This window comes from Devosia sp. (assembly GCF_040509215.1).
Classification (GTDB): Bacteria; Pseudomonadota; Alphaproteobacteria; order Rhizobiales; family Devosiaceae; genus Devosia.
This window is the reverse complement of record NZ_JBEVLL010000355.1, coordinates 1-14,528: the sequence shown is the minus strand read 5'-3', so window position 1 is coordinate 14,528 and position 14,528 is coordinate 1. Positions and strand designations below refer to the sequence as shown.

Annotated in this window: 13 protein-coding genes and 1 pseudogene; 5 read left to right on the top strand and 9 right to left on the bottom strand. The window is 62.6% G+C overall.

Annotated features, from left to right (window positions below; all coding sequences use genetic code 11):
• The 6 genes and pseudogenes from ABW043_RS20110 to ABW043_RS20085 form a co-directional block, all read right to left on the bottom strand.
• A pseudogene (locus ABW043_RS20110) lies at window positions 1–113 on the bottom strand (GntR family transcriptional regulator); the annotation flags it as partial.
• The gene (locus ABW043_RS20105) at window positions 103–1,146 is read right to left on the bottom strand and encodes a four-carbon acid sugar kinase family protein (RefSeq protein ID WP_353922973.1); all 1,044 of its coding nucleotides are present in this window, start codon (window positions 1,144–1,146) and stop codon (window positions 103–105) included. The pseudogene ABW043_RS20110 and the gene ABW043_RS20105, both read right to left, overlap by 11 nt.
• Entirely contained in the window at window positions 1,139–2,752 is a 1,614-nt protein-coding gene (locus ABW043_RS20100; protein WP_353922972.1) for an ABC transporter ATP-binding protein, read from the bottom strand. The genes ABW043_RS20105 and ABW043_RS20100 overlap by 8 nt, the downstream gene beginning before the upstream one ends.
• Window positions 2,745–3,668 carry an ABC transporter permease gene (locus tag ABW043_RS20095; protein ID WP_353922971.1) on the bottom strand — a complete coding sequence of 308 codons (924 nt, stop codon included), beginning with the start codon at window positions 3,666–3,668 and terminating at the stop codon, window positions 2,745–2,747. The genes ABW043_RS20100 and ABW043_RS20095 overlap by 8 nt, the downstream gene beginning before the upstream one ends.
• A gap of 9 nt (window positions 3,669–3,677) precedes the next feature.
• Window positions 3,678–4,592 carry an ABC transporter permease gene (locus tag ABW043_RS20090; RefSeq protein WP_353922970.1) on the bottom strand — a complete coding sequence of 305 codons (915 nt, stop codon included), beginning with the start codon at window positions 4,590–4,592 and terminating at the stop codon, window positions 3,678–3,680.
• 82 nt (window positions 4,593–4,674) lie between these two features.
• Window positions 4,675–6,177, bottom strand: coding sequence for an ABC transporter substrate-binding protein (locus ABW043_RS20085; protein ID WP_353922974.1), 1,503 nt, complete (start codon window positions 6,175–6,177; stop codon window positions 4,675–4,677).
• A gap of 302 nt (window positions 6,178–6,479) precedes the next feature.
• Between ABW043_RS20085 and ABW043_RS20080 the strand changes: the two genes are divergently transcribed.
• Genes ABW043_RS20080 through ABW043_RS20065 form a run of 4 tightly spaced genes read left to right on the top strand, consistent with a single transcriptional unit; the run spans window position 6,480 to window position 10,654 of the window.
• Window positions 6,480–7,652: a sialidase family protein gene (locus tag ABW043_RS20080; protein WP_353922969.1), complete on the top strand. Its 1,173-nt coding sequence runs from the start codon at window positions 6,480–6,482 to the stop codon at window positions 7,650–7,652.
• On the top strand, window positions 7,649–8,596 hold the full coding sequence (gene pdxA, locus ABW043_RS20075) for a 4-hydroxythreonine-4-phosphate dehydrogenase PdxA (protein WP_353922968.1): 948 nt from the start codon (window positions 7,649–7,651) through the stop codon (window positions 8,594–8,596). The genes ABW043_RS20080 and pdxA overlap by 4 nt, the downstream gene beginning before the upstream one ends.
• Window positions 8,596–9,525 carry a dihydrodipicolinate synthase family protein gene (locus ABW043_RS20070; RefSeq protein WP_353922967.1) on the top strand — a complete coding sequence of 310 codons (930 nt, stop codon included), beginning with the start codon at window positions 8,596–8,598 and terminating at the stop codon, window positions 9,523–9,525. The genes pdxA and ABW043_RS20070 overlap by 1 nt, the downstream gene beginning before the upstream one ends.
• Window positions 9,518–10,654 (top strand): iron-containing alcohol dehydrogenase, encoded by a 1,137-nt coding sequence (locus tag ABW043_RS20065; protein WP_353922966.1) that lies wholly within the window; start codon window positions 9,518–9,520, stop codon window positions 10,652–10,654. The genes ABW043_RS20070 and ABW043_RS20065 overlap by 8 nt, the downstream gene beginning before the upstream one ends.
• Before the next feature lie 29 nt (window positions 10,655–10,683).
• Here the strand turns inward: ABW043_RS20065 and ABW043_RS20060 are convergent, their stop codons facing one another.
• From ABW043_RS20060 to ABW043_RS20050, 3 genes are all read right to left on the bottom strand, one after another.
• A complete protein-coding gene (locus tag ABW043_RS20060; RefSeq protein ID WP_353922965.1) occupies window positions 10,684–11,805 on the bottom strand; it encodes an epoxide hydrolase family protein in 1,122 nt (373 codons plus the stop codon).
• Window positions 11,806–11,883: 78 nt separating this feature from the next.
• A complete protein-coding gene (locus ABW043_RS20055; protein ID WP_353922964.1) occupies window positions 11,884–12,549 on the bottom strand; it encodes a helix-turn-helix domain-containing protein in 666 nt (221 codons plus the stop codon).
• A 75-nt stretch (window positions 12,550–12,624) separates the two neighbouring features.
• Window positions 12,625–14,010, bottom strand: a complete 1,386-nt coding sequence (locus ABW043_RS20050) for an aminotransferase-like domain-containing protein (protein WP_502908682.1) — start codon at window positions 14,008–14,010, stop codon at window positions 12,625–12,627.
• 104 nt (window positions 14,011–14,114) lie between these two features.
• On the opposite strand from ABW043_RS20050, the gene ABW043_RS20045 reads away from it, so the two are divergent.
• Window positions 14,115–14,528, top strand: a 414-nt coding sequence (locus ABW043_RS20045) for an EamA family transporter (RefSeq protein WP_353922962.1), incomplete at its 3' end; no start/stop codon positions are given.

Below are 14,528 nucleotides of genomic sequence, written 5' to 3'. Positions count from 1 at the left end.
TGCTCTGTCGGCAGGCGTTCGTCCACGGCATAGGCGCCGGATTTGATGGAGCGCTGGATGCGGTCAAAAACCGTTTCGGAGAGGCTGCGCCGCCCGGTGAGGCTATCGGACATGGCTTTGCACTGGGCTCCCGGCGCTGAGATATGGGGCGAATAGGGTGGACAACGTGTCTGGATCGCCAAAACCGCCCGATTTGGTGACGACAGTCAAGCCTCCCGCCCGGGCGATGGGCAGGCCGGGCAGGGCTTCCCCCAGGAGTTCGAGCACCGAGATGCCCAGTCGCTCGAGAATGACCTGCGCCGTCGCTCCGCCCGAGAGGACAAGCAGCGAGCCCGGAGGCGGGGAAAGGGTGGCGAGGGTCTCGCCCAGGGCGGCAGCGACAGTCTTGCCATCGGCAGGCGAGGTGCCGGGAATAGCCTGGACAATGGTCAGCGGAGCGGCGCGAGCTGCCTTGTCCGCAACCCCGTTCGGCGCCGGAATATAGGCGATATCGGCCGTGCTCCCGCGCAAGCGGTCGAGCTGGGCCAGTGTGATTGGATCGGTCGAGCCAATGACGCAATAGGCGCGACCTTCGGGAAAACAAATGTCCGCCGCCTCGCCATCGGGCGCCATCGCTTTCGCCATGGCCTCGGCAAGTCCGCGCGCGCCGATGGGCAGGTCAAATGCTTCCTGCAGTGCGCCATCGATGTCAGCCTGTTCGGCGATATCGGGCACAATGGCAGCGGCAGCATGCCGGCCAAGCCGCTTTGCAACATCGATAGCTTCGGCAACGCCAAAACCGCCGATCTGGCCATCCTTCATCCATCGCCCAAAGGCCGGAATAGCCGGAACGACGAGGCTTTTCTGGTGCGGTATGGCATCAAGCTCGGCCTCGATATTGCCCTTGAGACGAGAGTCGACCTTCTTGAACAAGGGCGTCCCTACAGGCAGCGCCGCAATTGCCTCGCCGACAGCCGCCGTCGCGGCTTCAGGCGAAATCTCCCGGCTATCTGTCGAAACGCTCACGATCTCGGCGCCAGTGGCCAGAGCCTGTGGCAGGGCGAAAACGTTGAGCGCCACAACCGTCGAAATCCCGCGCATCGCAAAGGGCGCTGCTGCGTCCAATGCGCCGGTCAGGTCGTCGGCTATGATCGCCCGTTCAAGCATGGGTCAGCGCTGCCCGCCTTTGTGCCTGCACATCCGGATCGGGATCGAGATTGGCCGCCAGCAATCGCTGCGTATAGGGATGCTGCGGCGCATCGAAAATCTGCGCAGTCGGTCCGTGTTCGACGATCTCCCCGGCCTTCATGACGATGACCGTATCGGCAAAGTCCCGCACCACGCCAAGATCATGCGCGATGAACAGGAACGAGATGCCGAGCCGCTGGCGCAGACCATCGAGCAGCGCGATCACCTGCGCCTGGATGGAAACGTCGAGCGCGGAAACCGCCTCGTCACAGATGATCAGTTCCGGCTCGAGCGCCAGCGCCCGTGCAATGGCGATACGCTGGCGTTGCCCGCCCGAAAACTGGTGCGGATAGCGGTCGACATGTTCGGCCGAAAGGCCGACCTGCTCGAGCAATTCGATCACGCGCGCCCGGCGCTTGCTGCGGTCGGGCATGAGCTTGTGAATGTCCCAGCCTTCGGCGATCAGGTGATAGACCGACATGCGCGGATTGAGCGATTGGGTCGGGTCCTGGAAAACCATCTGGATCTGTCGGCGCACGCCAAGCAGCTCGCTCCGCCCCATGCTGATCAGGTCGCGTCCCTTCCAGAACGCCTCGCCGCTATCGGCCTCTTCAAGCCGCAGCAGGGTGCGCGCCAATGTCGATTTGCCCGAGCCGCTTTCGCCCACGACCGCAAGGCTCTGCCCCCGTGCCAGTGTCAGCGACACATCTTTGAGCGCAGCAAAGTTGCCATAAGTCTTGCAGAGCTTCTTGGCATCGAGCAGCAGCGGCGCAGTCTGGTCGAGCAATTTGATCTCGCCCTTGCCGGGCGCCGCATCGATCAGCTTCTTGGTGTAGGGGTGCTTGGGGCTATGATAGACATCACGAACCGAACCCGCCTCGACAATCTCGCCTTTGTTCATCACCACGACGCGGTCGGCGATCTCGGCCACAACGCCAAGGTCATGAGTAATCAGCACCAGCGCCATGCCGGTCTCGGCCTGCAATTCCTTGAGCAGCGCCAACACCTCGGCCTGAATGGTCACGTCGAGCGCCGTAGTCGGCTCATCGGCAATCAGAATGTCGGGCTTCAGCATCAGCGCCATGGCGATCATGAGGCGCTGGCGCTGGCCGCCGGAAAACTGATGCGGATATTTGTGCATCGCCTTTTCAGGCTCAGGAATGCCGACCCGGATAATCAGCTCCATGGCCCGAGCCCGCGCCATGTCGGCCGGGCGACCATGGGCGGTCATCATCTCGATGATCTGCCAGCCCACCGTGTAGACGGGATTGAGATGGCCCAGCGGGTCCTGGAAGATCATGGCGATCTTCTTGCCATTCAGCGCCCGGTGCTTTTCGTAAGAGACCTTTAGCAGGTCCTCACCCTCATAGAAAATCTCACCCGAGACGATTTCTGCCGGCGGAATATCGAGCAGGTTCATCACCGCATTGGCCGAGACCGACTTGCCCGAGCCGCTTTCGCCCAGGATCGCCAGCGTCTCGCCGCGCCCGATGGACCAGCTCACATTCTTCACCGCGTTGACGGTGCCGCGAGCGGTGTGGAAATCGACCGAGAGGTTGCGAACACTCAGAAGGGGCTCAGACATTCTTGGTCTTCCTTGCTTCCAGGCGCCAGCGCTGGGCGGGGTCGAGCGCAATGCGCATCCAGTTCGACAGCAGGTTCAGCGACAGGGCGGTGATGACGATCATCAAACCCGGCCAGAAGGCCAGCCACCAGGCGGTGTTGAGGTAAGGCCGGCCCTGCGCAACCATCAGGCCCCAGGTAATGTCAGGCGGCTGCACGCCGATGCCGAGGAACGACAGCGACGACTCGGCCAGCATGACGAAGGCGAAATCGAGCGTCGCAATGGTCACCAGCGTCGGCGCCACCACGGGCAGGATGTGCCGCAGGATAATGCGGGCATGGCTCGCCCCCATCACCGTCGCCGCCTGCACGAACATGCGCTCGCGCACTTCCAGAACTTCGGCGCGGGTCGTGCGCAGATAAATCGGAATGCGGGTGATGGCGAGAACGAGGATCATATTGGGGATCGACGGCCCCAGCACATAGAGCACCACCACCGCGATCAGCAGCGAGGGGAACGACATGATGACGTCGGCCAGCCGCATGATCACCTGCGAGGTGTTCTTGCCCATATAGCCCGCGACAAGCCCGAGCCCGGCGCCCACGATCAGCGCCGCAAGCACCGTCCCCGATGCAATCAGCATAGTCGAATGCGCCGCAACGACGAGGCGCGCCAGCATGGGGCGGCCGAGTGAATCCCCGCCAAGAAAAAAGGCCCAGCCGCGATCGAAGCTGAATGGCGGGAAATTGCGGCCGCGCAGGTTCTGGTCCGCGGCGAGTTCCCCCAGAAGCGTGGGCCCGAGCGCTGCGAACAGCACGATGATGATCAGCACCACGGCCGAGGTAAAGGCCAGCTTGTCCCGCCACAGCATGGACAGCAGGGATGGGCCGCGTACATTGTCTTGCGCCGAGGTCTTGGCGAGCGAAACGTCTGCCATCATCGCCTCCTAGTGTCGGATCCGCGGATCGAGCAGGCCATAGGCCAGGTCGATCAGGATGTTCATGATGAAAATGGCCACGGCGGTGACCATGATGGCAGCCAGCACCACGTTGAAGTCGCGCTGCAGGATGGAGTCGATCATCAGCTTGCCGACGCCGGGAAACCCGAAGATCGTTTCGACGATAACGGCGCCATTGAGCAAAGCCGCAGCCTGGTCGCCGATCACGGTGATCACCGGCAGCATGCCGTTGCGCAGCGTGTGCACAAAGATCAGCGGCAGGTTCTTTACGCCCTTGGCCCGGGCCGTCTTCACATAGGGCGCCCCGAGCGCCGAAATCATCGACCCGCGCACCACCTGCACGACGAGGCCAAAAGGCCGGATGAACAGCACGGCAATGGGCAATACCCAATGGAGCGGCGTGCCGACGCCTGATGTGGGAACCCAGCCAAGGCCGATGGAGAAGACGACGATCGCGACGATGGCGATCCAGAAATCAGGGGCGGACGCACCGATCAGCGAGATGATTGAAACCAGCCGGTCAAAGAACCCGCCGACATTGAAGGCCGCGAGCGAGCCGAGCACGATGGCCGAGGAGATGACGAGACCCATGGTGATCAGCGCCAGCGGCAGCGTCCAGGCATATGCCTCCAGCACGACATCGATGGCCGGCCGCGCCTTGCGCAGGCTTTCGCCAAAGTCGAGCTGCAACAGGTCCCAGACATAGCGGGCAAACTGTTCGATGAGCGGCAGGTCGAGCCCGTGCAGGGTGCGGAACTGCTGCTTCATTTCCTCGGTTGCGTCGATGGGCAGGAAGAGAACTGCCGGGTCGCCGGTCAAGCGCGAGAGGAAGAACACCAGGATCATCAGTCCGAGGAGGGAAAGAAGGCTGGCGATCGCTCGCTGTCCGATCATTTTGGTCATGCCGGTCACCCGAAAAATGCTTGGAATGATGAAGTGCCGGAGAGACCCCGGCACTTCCGAGTTTTGGACCCTGGAACAGGTCTTACTTGAAGCCGATTTCGCTCAACTGCAGCTGCTGGTTGGTCGCGATGGTCGGGGTGAAGTCGAGACGCTCGCTGACGCGGCTGAGGCCAACCATGTGGAACAGCAGGACGTCGGCCACGATCTCATCATGGACATAGGCGAACAGCTCGGACCAGAGGGCGGCGCGTTCGTCGCCGGTGGCAGCCGAAGCGCGGGCGATCAGGTCGTCGACCTTGGGATCGTTGACGCCAGACTGGGTGCCTTCGCTCGCATACTTGAAGAACATCGAGAAGACCGGGTCGCCGCGGCTATTGTCGTGCTGGGCAAGAACCAGACGGGTGCCTTCGCTTTCCGGATAGGGCTTGGAATAATACTGCTCGTGCTCGGCGACTTCCACCATGCGCAGCGAGGCATTGAAGCCCACATCGGTCAGCATGTCGGTCAGCGCCTCGGCCACTTCCGTCACGTTCGGGAAGTTTTCGGTACGGGCAATGATTTCGATGGGCAGGCTCGTGTCGACGCCAGCGGCCTTGGCTTCTTCAAGCCATGCCTTTGCCTGGTCCGGATCATAGGCCGGGGGCGAGAGGTCCGGGTTCCAGCCGAGTGTCGTTGGCGGCACCATGGCCACGGCCAGTTCGGTGCCTTCCGGCAGGACAGTGCCGATAAAGGCTTCGCGGTCGATTGCGGCGTTGAGCGCCTTGCGAACGCGGATGTCCGTGGTCGGAGCGTCCTGATTGTCAACGCGCAGATAGACGGTTTCCGAATTGAGATAGCTAAAGTCGGTCGCCGGGTTGTTGGCGACTTCGGCGGTGATCTGCGGCGCAATATCGGCTTCACCGGCTTCCACCATGGCGGCGCGAACGGCCGGCTCGGAGCGGAATACATAGGTGGCCTTGGTCACGGCCGGAGCTTCGCCCCAATAGTCGTCGCGGCGTTCGAGCACGATCTGCTGGCCGGCGGTCCATTCGGTCAGCTTGTAGGGGCCGGTGCCGATCGGGTCGCGCACGAATTCCATCGGCGTTTCCGAGGGAACGATGGTCACAAGGCTCATCAGCAGCGGCAGCACTGGCTGGGCCGGCTCGGCCTTGATATCGATGGTCAGGTCATCGACCACGGTGAAGGTGAGCGCGGTGTCAGCGAAGTAGCGCTTGCTTTCGCAGGTGATCTGGTCCGAGAAAACGCGGTCGAACGAGTGCTTAACGTCGGCAGCGTCAAAAGCCGAGCCATCCGAGAATTTCACATCGGGGCGCAGCTTGAACTGCCAGGTGCCGTCACCCTTGTCTTCCCAGCTTTCAGCCAGGCGCGAGGTGAGGCCCTTGTCGCCGCGCACGTCGAGTTCGGTCAGCGTCTCGCTGATATTCTGCAGCACGACGCGGCCGATATTGGAGCGCGTGGCCATGCAGGGTTCGACGAGATCGAGCTCTTCGCTCAGAACCACGGTGATGTCGGTGTCGGCCTGCGCCAGGGCAGGGGCAATGGTCGTGGACGCCAGCAGGGCGCCGACCAGAATCGGCTTTAGCAACAATGTAACCTCCCATCGCAGCTGGACGGTGCCATGAGCGGCGCTGCGGGAGCGCTCATGCATATTTCCTCCGAGGACGGGCAGGGCCCTTCCTTGGGTTGGGACTATTTCCATTCGAGCATTAGTTGTCAAACCAAAAATGAGTGACATGACAAACTCTGGCGCAGTGCGTATTTATCATATTGAAAACAAACAATAAAAAGAACCGACGGCTTGTTGTGTGTTGTGAAGTTGGCAAAACATGAACTTGACAACATGTGTGAAGGTGTGGAGTTTGACGCAACCAAACGAAGGGGAGAGCTATGTCGCCGGAGGAAATTGCGGCCCGTATGGATGGTCGTTTAGTGGCAGGCGCCGATGAGCGGGTAGAGGCATATTTGCCCTCTCCCATGGTGCAGAATCATGCCGCTTTCATTGAACGTCTGGACGACGGCACGCTCGCCTGCCTCTGGTTCGGCGGCACGCTCGAAGGCAAGTCGGACATTTCGATCTATGCCACGACGCTTGTCTCAGGAGCCGAAAGCTGGGGTCCGTCCGTAAGGCTCAGTCACGATCCTGATCGCTCCGAGCAGAACCCGGTTCTCTGGCGCAACGGTCTCGGACAGTGGCAGCTCTTTCACACGGCCCAGCCCTCGGGCAATCAGGACGAGTGTCTGCTGCGCGCCCGCACCATTTCCGTCTCCGGCGGCACCCTCGCTGGCGATGAGCCGCGCACCATCGACCTGCCGCTCGGCAGCTTCATTCGCGGCCGCTTCATCAAGCGCAATGATGGCGCCTGGATGATGCCGGTTTTCCGCTGCATCTCCCGTCCCGGCCAACGCTGGAATGGCAGTCACGACACCGCCGCTGTGGCGATCAGCCATGACGAAGGCCAGACCTGGACTATGTCCGAGGTTCCCGGCTCGATCGGTTCGGTCCACATGACCATCGTGCCGCTCGATGGCGATCATTTCGTCGCCTTCTACCGCCGCCGCCAGTCCGATTTCGTCCATCGCTCGGAAAGCCTCGATGGCGGTCTCACCTGGTCCGCGCCCGCGCCGACCGATGTGCCCAACAACAATTCCTCGATCAACGTCATCCGCCTCGCTGATGGGCGTCTGGCCATGCTCTGCAACCCGACCTCGGCCGCAACCTCGTCCGACCGCCGCGTGTCGCTCTATGATGAAATCGAAGAGGGCGATGATCGCCCCGACGCCTCCGGCGGCTGCGCGCCGATCTGGGGCGTCCCCCGCGCGCCGATGACGCTTTGCGTATCGAGCGACGGCGGCAAGACCTGGCCGCTGCGCCGCATAGTCGACGATAGCCCCGGCACCTGCCTTTCCAACAATTCCGTCGACGGACGGAACAAGGAACTGTCCTATCCCTATCTGCTGGAAGGCGAGGACGGCGCATTGCACGTCGCCTACACCTACTTCCGGCGCGCCATCAAATATGTCCGTCTCCCCGTGGGATGGATCGACGGAGAACACTCGTGAGCGACATCATCGGCATTACCATGGGCGACCCGGCTGGCGTCGGCCCCGAGATTTCGGTCAAGGCCGTCGCGGAAATGAGCGCCGACGAACGCGCCCGCACCCGCATCTATGGCAATCGCGAAACCCTCGAGAAAGCCCGCGACGCCGTCGGCGCCACGCTCGATCTCGATGCTGTGGTTGTTGATCTCCCCATCGAAGGCGGCCCGCTCCCTTGGGGCAAGCTCGATCCGCGCGGTGGCGACGCCGCCTTCCGCTTCATCGAAAAGGCGGTCCGCGATGCCGAAGCGGGTGATATCGGCTGCATCGTCACCGCCCCGATCAATAAGGAAGCGCTGAACCTGGCCGGTCATCACTACGACGGCCACACCGGCATGCTGGCGCACCTGACTGGCCAGAAAACGGCCTGGATGCTGCTCGGCTCCGAGCGGCTCAAGGTCATTCACGTCTCGACCCATGTGTCCCTGAAGACCGCCATCGACCGCGCTACGCCCGAGCGCATTCTCGCGACCATTCGCACCGGCAACGAACACCTCAAGCGCATCGGCTACGAAAATCCGCGCATCGCCGTCGCCGGCATCAATCCGCATTGCGGCGAAAGCGGCCTTTTCGGCAATGAAGACGACCTGCAGGTCGTCCCGGCCGTCGCCATGGCCAAGGCCGAAGGCATCAATGTCGTCGGCCCCATCTCCGCCGACACGGTCTACCACCGCGCCTATACCGGCGCCTTCGATCTTGTCGTCGCCCAGTATCACGATCAGGGCCACATCCCGATCAAGCTCGTCGCCTTCGATACCGCCGTCAACGTTTCGCTCGGCCTGCCCATCGACCGCACCTCGGTCGATCACGGCACCGCCTTCGACATTGCCGGCACCGGCAAGGCCAACCACGTCAACATGAAGTCCGCCATCGCCTATGCGCGGCGGTTAGTTTCGGGGAAGAAGTGATGAATCCTGCCACCAAACTTCCTGTCTCCGGCGTCTTCTGCGCCTCGGCGACCCCCGTCCTCGAAGACGGCTCGCCCGATCACGCCACCTTCGCCGCGCACTGCAAGGCGCTCATCGAAGAGGGCTGCGATGGTGTGGCTCTCCTCGGCACCACTGGCGAAGCCAATTCCTTCAGCATCGCCCAGCGCCAGCAACTGCTGGAAAATGTCATCGCCGCCGGCGTCGAACCACAGCGCCTGCTCCCCGGCACTTCGCAGACCAACGTTCCCGACAGCATTACGCTCGTAAAGCATGCCGTCGAAGCAGGCGTAAAAGCCTGCGTCGTCCTGCCGCCCTTCTACTACAAGGGTGTCAGCGACGAGGGCCTCTTCCGCTTCTACGCCGAACTCATCGAAGGCGTCGGCAGCAATGACCTGCGCGTCATTCTCTACCACATCCCGCCCATCGCCCAGATCGGCATCTCGCTCGAACTGACCGCGCGCCTGCGCGAGACCTTCCCCGGCATCATCGTCGGCGTGAAAGATTCTTCGGGCAAGATCGAAAGCATGCAGGCCTTCGCCTCTGCCTTCCAGGATTTCTCCGTCCTTGCCGGCGCCGACCCCTTCATGCTGCCGCTGCTGCGCTCGGGCGGGGCAGGGTGCATCACCTCCAGCTCCAATCTCATTGGCAAGCACCTGCGCGTAGTCTTTGACAACTGGTTCGACGACTCCCAGAGCGACAAGGTCGATGCCGCCCAGGCCCGCATCAACGCCTGGCGCGACCTCTCCAATGCCTATGTGCAGCTCCCAACCATCAAGGCCATGCTGGCCAAGCGCCGCAACCACGCCGGCTGGACCCGCGTCCGTCCGCCATTGGTTGAACTGACCCCGGCCGAACTCGATCTCATCTGGGCCAAGATGGCGGCGCTGGAGGGAGAGGAACATGTCTGACCCCATCCTCTCCATGGCGCGGCCGATCACCCTGCTGCAGCCATCGCGTCTCGAAATCGGTGCCGGCGCCGTCTCGCGCCTCGCCGAGTGGGCCGATGGTTATAGCCGCATCTTCGTCGTTGCCATGGCGCCCACCGTCGGCTTCGCCTCGCGCATCGGCCTCAAGGGCACCATCGAAACCTTCGTCGATATCCCGCCCGAGCCCGATCTGCCGGCCTTCGAAACCGTCCTAGCCGCCGCCCGCGCCTTCAAGCCCGATCTCGTGATCGGCCTCGGCGGTGGCTCCGTCATGGACGTAGCAAAACTCGTCGCCGTGCTCTGGGATAGCGAGCAGTCCATTCTCGACGTCGTCGGCGTCAACAAGGTTCAGGGCCGCCGCACTGCGCTTGCCCAGGTCCCCACCACCTCCGGAACCGGTTCCGAAGCGGGCATCCGCTCCCTCGTCACCAATCCCGAAACCCTCGCCAAGCTCGCCATCGAAAGCCGGCACATGCTGGCCGACATCGTCGTGCTCGACCCCGAACTGACCTATTCAGTTCCCGCAGCCGTCACCGCCGCCACCGGCATCGACGCGCTCGCGCATTGCGTTGAATCCTTCACCAACATCAAGTCGCACCCGCTGATCGACGGTTACGCTACTCTCGGCATCGAGCTGGTGGGAAAATACCTCGCCCGCGCCGTCGCCAACGGCCAGGACACCGAAGCCCGCGCCGGCATGATGCTCGCCTCCTACTATGGCGGCATCTGCCTCGGCCCGGTGAACACCGCCGGCGGCCATGCTCTGGCCTATCCCCTCGGCACCCGCCTGAAACTCCCGCATGGCCTCGCCAATGCGATCGTCTTCCCTCACGTCCTGGCCTTCAACGCCACCGAGCGACCGGAGAAGACGGCGGCGATCCTCGTAGCCCTCGGCCTCCCCAACCATGCCGACGAACGCATCGTCCTCGCCAGCGCGCTCGCCTGGTGTCGCGACCTGGGTGTGGAAATGCAGCTCTCGCGCCACGGCGCCAAAGCAGAAGATTTCCCGCTCTGGGCCGAAGAGGCTTTCGCCATCAAGCGCCTGATCGACAACAATCCTCGCGCCCTTGGCCTGCCGGATATTCTCTCGATCTACCAGAACGCCTATTGAAGGTGGCGGCTCGCGCCGCCACCCCCCCCTCACTTGAGGCTCCCAAAGAAGCTGGCAACCTCCTCCGCCCACACCTGCGGCACTTCCAGCGCCGCGAAGTGACCGCCGCTGTCGAGCTCCGTCCAGCGCACAATGGTATTGCCGTCCTCGGAAAAACGCCGGATCGCGACCTCATCCCGCCCGAAAACCGCGACGCCGGTCGGCACGCCCGAATTAGGCTTCGGGTTCCAGGCCTCCGGATCATGGGCATTCTCATAGTAGAGCCGGATCGATGACGCCGCGGTGCCGGTGAACCAGTAAACAAGCACATTGGTCAGGAACTTGTCCCTGGCAATCGCCTCGGGTCCGTCGCCAAAGCCGGCGAACATATCACCCAGCCATGCAATGAGCCCCGCCGGCGAGTCCGAAATCCCGTAGGCCACGGTCTGCGGCCGGCTCGATTGCAACGCATTGAACCCGAAACGCTCCGCCATGAACTGCTGCAACCGCTGCAGCCGCACTTTTTCAGCGTCAGTGAAGGTGGCGATATCCTCCGGCTCGATCGGCCCCATCGGAATAAAGCCCATGGTGGCGGCATTGACGTGCACACCGATCACCCGATCCGGCGCGGCCCGGGCAATGGCGGGCGCAATCACCGCCCCCGCATCGCCACCCTGCACACCAAAGCGCTGGTAACCCAGGCGCGACATCAGCTCGAGCAAAGCTGCAGCGATGCGGCCATCATTCCATCCGGCCTCGCGGGTCGGCCCCGAAAAACCAAAACCGGGCAGGGAGGGAATAACCAGATCGAAGCCTGCCGCCGTGAGCGGCGCAATGACGTCGAGAAACTCGACAAACGAACCCGGCCAGCCATGCAGCAGCAGAAGCGGCATGGCATCAGCCGTCCCCGCCTTCACATGCAGAAAGTGAATGGTATGCCCATCGATCTCGGTGATGAATTGCGGATGCTGGTTGATCGCAGCCTCCTGCGCACGCCAGTCGAAACCAATGCGCAGGCGGTCGATCATCCCGGTCACAAAACCGGCGGTCGGTCCGGCACTCCAGCCCGCTCCGGGCGCTTCGGTGGCCAGAATTGTATTGGCCAGCCGCTGCTGCAGGTCGGTCAGCCGGGCTTCCGGAATGGCGATCTTGAAGGGGCGAATATCGGTCATTTGCTGCGTCCTTGCTGGGGTGAAAGTGCATCCTTTCTAGCCAGCAGGCCGTCCGCAGGATTGAAGATTTCCGACAATCTACCGGGCGGCAATCTGCCCCGGCGTCAGGCCCATGATCGCTTTCATAGAGCGGATCATATGCGGCTGATCGGCATAGCCGAGCGCGAAGGCAACATCGGCGGCCGGGCGGCCCTGCTGCAACAAGTCCAGCGCCTTCTGCGCCCGCTCGATCTGCGTAAACGCCTTGTAGGTAAGGCCAGTGGTCCTCAGGAAATGCCGCTGCATCGTCCGTTCCGACATCGCCATGGGATGGCCGGAAACGACTGAGGCAACAAGGCTATTGTCCTCCACAATGCCATTACCGACTAGCTTGGCAACGAACTTGTCGACGGTCTCAAAAGTCGGGATTTCAAGGACATCGCTGCCAAGCCAGAACCGGTCACGACCGACGTTGGACAGCACGACACCCTCGTCACGCATCCTCTCGCCCGGCATGAGCGACATGTAGCTGCTGGGCTTGAAGGCAATCGACAGAATCTCGTCGCCCGCCGAAAACTGATGCGTAACCGCCGATGTCGTCAGCCCAGTCCGCAGCACCGTCGTGCCGGTCGCCGATTTGAGGATGGCGAAATCCCAGCAGCCGTCCGGCTGGATCAGAGTGCTGCCATCGCTGCCAAAAATGGTGTGCGTCACCGCCTGCACGACAGGAGAAGACCAGCCATCGAGTTTTACGACAGTGTGCATGCCCGCGTTCGCCCGAGTTGCGACGAGGCAATCTGACCGGCTTTGGCAATTTGCGCAATCGCCCGGCTCCCCCGCTCAGTGCGCCGGCTTTCGTAGCTCCGCCCCGATCACCTCAAAAATCCGCTCGTCGCCCGATTGGGAAACATTGAAGCGGATATAACTCCGCGCCTCCTGGGCAAGGCTAAAGGCGTTCCCTGGCGCCAGCACGACATTGTGCGCCAATGCGCCGCGCGCCACATCGGCGGCATCTGCACCATCGGGCAATGTGCACCAGAGGAACATGCCGGCCTGTGGCTCGATCCAGGGTTTGATCCCGAGATTAAGCAGCTTCCGTTCCACATCGCGCCTCGCCTTCGCCAGCCTGCTGCGCAGGCCGTCGAGATGCTTGCGATAGCCGCTGTCGCTCAGCACGTTCAGCGCCAGTTCGGCGCTCAGCCGCCCACCCCCAAAGCTGGTCGCAATCTTGAGATCAGTCAGTCCCTCGATCCACTCCTGCCTTGCCGCAACGAATCCACACCGCGATGCCGCCGAAAGCGTCTTGGAAAAGCTGCCGATCTGAATGACCCGATCGAGCCCATCGAACGCTGCCAGTCGAGGCGCGGCCGTCATCTCGAAGTCGGCAAAAATGTCGTCTTCGATAATCGTCAGGCCGTGCATTTCCGCCAATTTGAGCACCCGATGCGCCACCACTGGCGACAGGGTCGCACCGGTCGGGTTGTGAATGCCCGAATTGGTGATGTAGAGGCGCGGCTTGTGCTCCGCGAGCACCGCGGCAAAGGCCTCGGTATCAGGCCCATTGGGGGTATAGGGCACGCTGACCAGATGCGCCCGGTGCGCGCGCAGCAGCGCCTGGAAATTGAAATAGCATGGGTCGTCGATCAACACCGTGTCGCCCGGCTCCAGCAAAAATCGACACAAAAGGTCGATGGCCTGGGTGCCGCTTTCCGTCAGCATGATCTGGTCGGGCGATGCATCTACCCCGCGGTCCGCCAGTCGCCGCGATACCAACTGCCGCAGTGCCGGCAGGCCAAGCGGCGTACCATATTCGGAAAGCGAGAGGCCATCAGTGCGCGACAGCGTTCGCAGCGCCCGCCGGATGGCGTCTTCCGGAAGCCACGATGGCGGCAGCCAACCGCATCCGGGCTTTAGCGCGGCATCATTGGCTTCAAGCGACTGCCGTGAGACCCAGAAGGGATCTATCACCCGGTCCAGCTTGGGCCCGACTTCAGATAGCGCCAGCGGCGCCGTGTGGTTGGCAACAAAGAAGCCGGACCCCGGCCGCGAATGGATCACCCCTTCCGCAACGAGACGCGCATAGGCCTCCACCACTGTCGACATCGACACAGTCATGGTTTTGGCGAGGCTGCGGACCGAAGGCAGCTTTTCGCCCACCGTCAGGCTGCGCCCCGCAATCCGCTGCTTGATCCCCGCCATCACCATTTCAATCCGGGAAGGCCCCATCCGTACTGCTCCTAGGTGCATAACAGTTTCGCCAAATCGTACCGGATCGTAACTGGCCCGCGCAACTGCCGTCGCGCATAAGCCATCAGCGAATGGAGCGTGTCATGGACCGATCAACGAGTGGCTGGATCAATGGATTGGCTGGTGTCGTCATTTTCAGCGGGTCGCTGCCGGCAACGCGCGTCGCCGTGCAGGCATTCGATCCGGTATTCCTGACCGTCGCCCGTGCCGCAATAGCCGGTATTTTGGGCCTCGCCCTTCTCCTGTCTTTCCGCCAGCGCAGGCCCGGCCGACAGGATCTGCTATCCTTGCTTGTGGTGGCGCTCGGTGTCGTCGTCGGCTTCCCCCTGCTGACGGCACTGGCCCTTCAACACATTACTTCCGCTCATTCGGTCGTCTTCATCGGCCTGTTGCCTCTGTCCACGGCCATTTTCGGGGTTCTGCGTGGCGGCGAGCGACCCAAGCCGATCTTCTGGGTGTTTTCGATTCTCGGCAGCGCGCTGGTTGCCGGCTTTGCC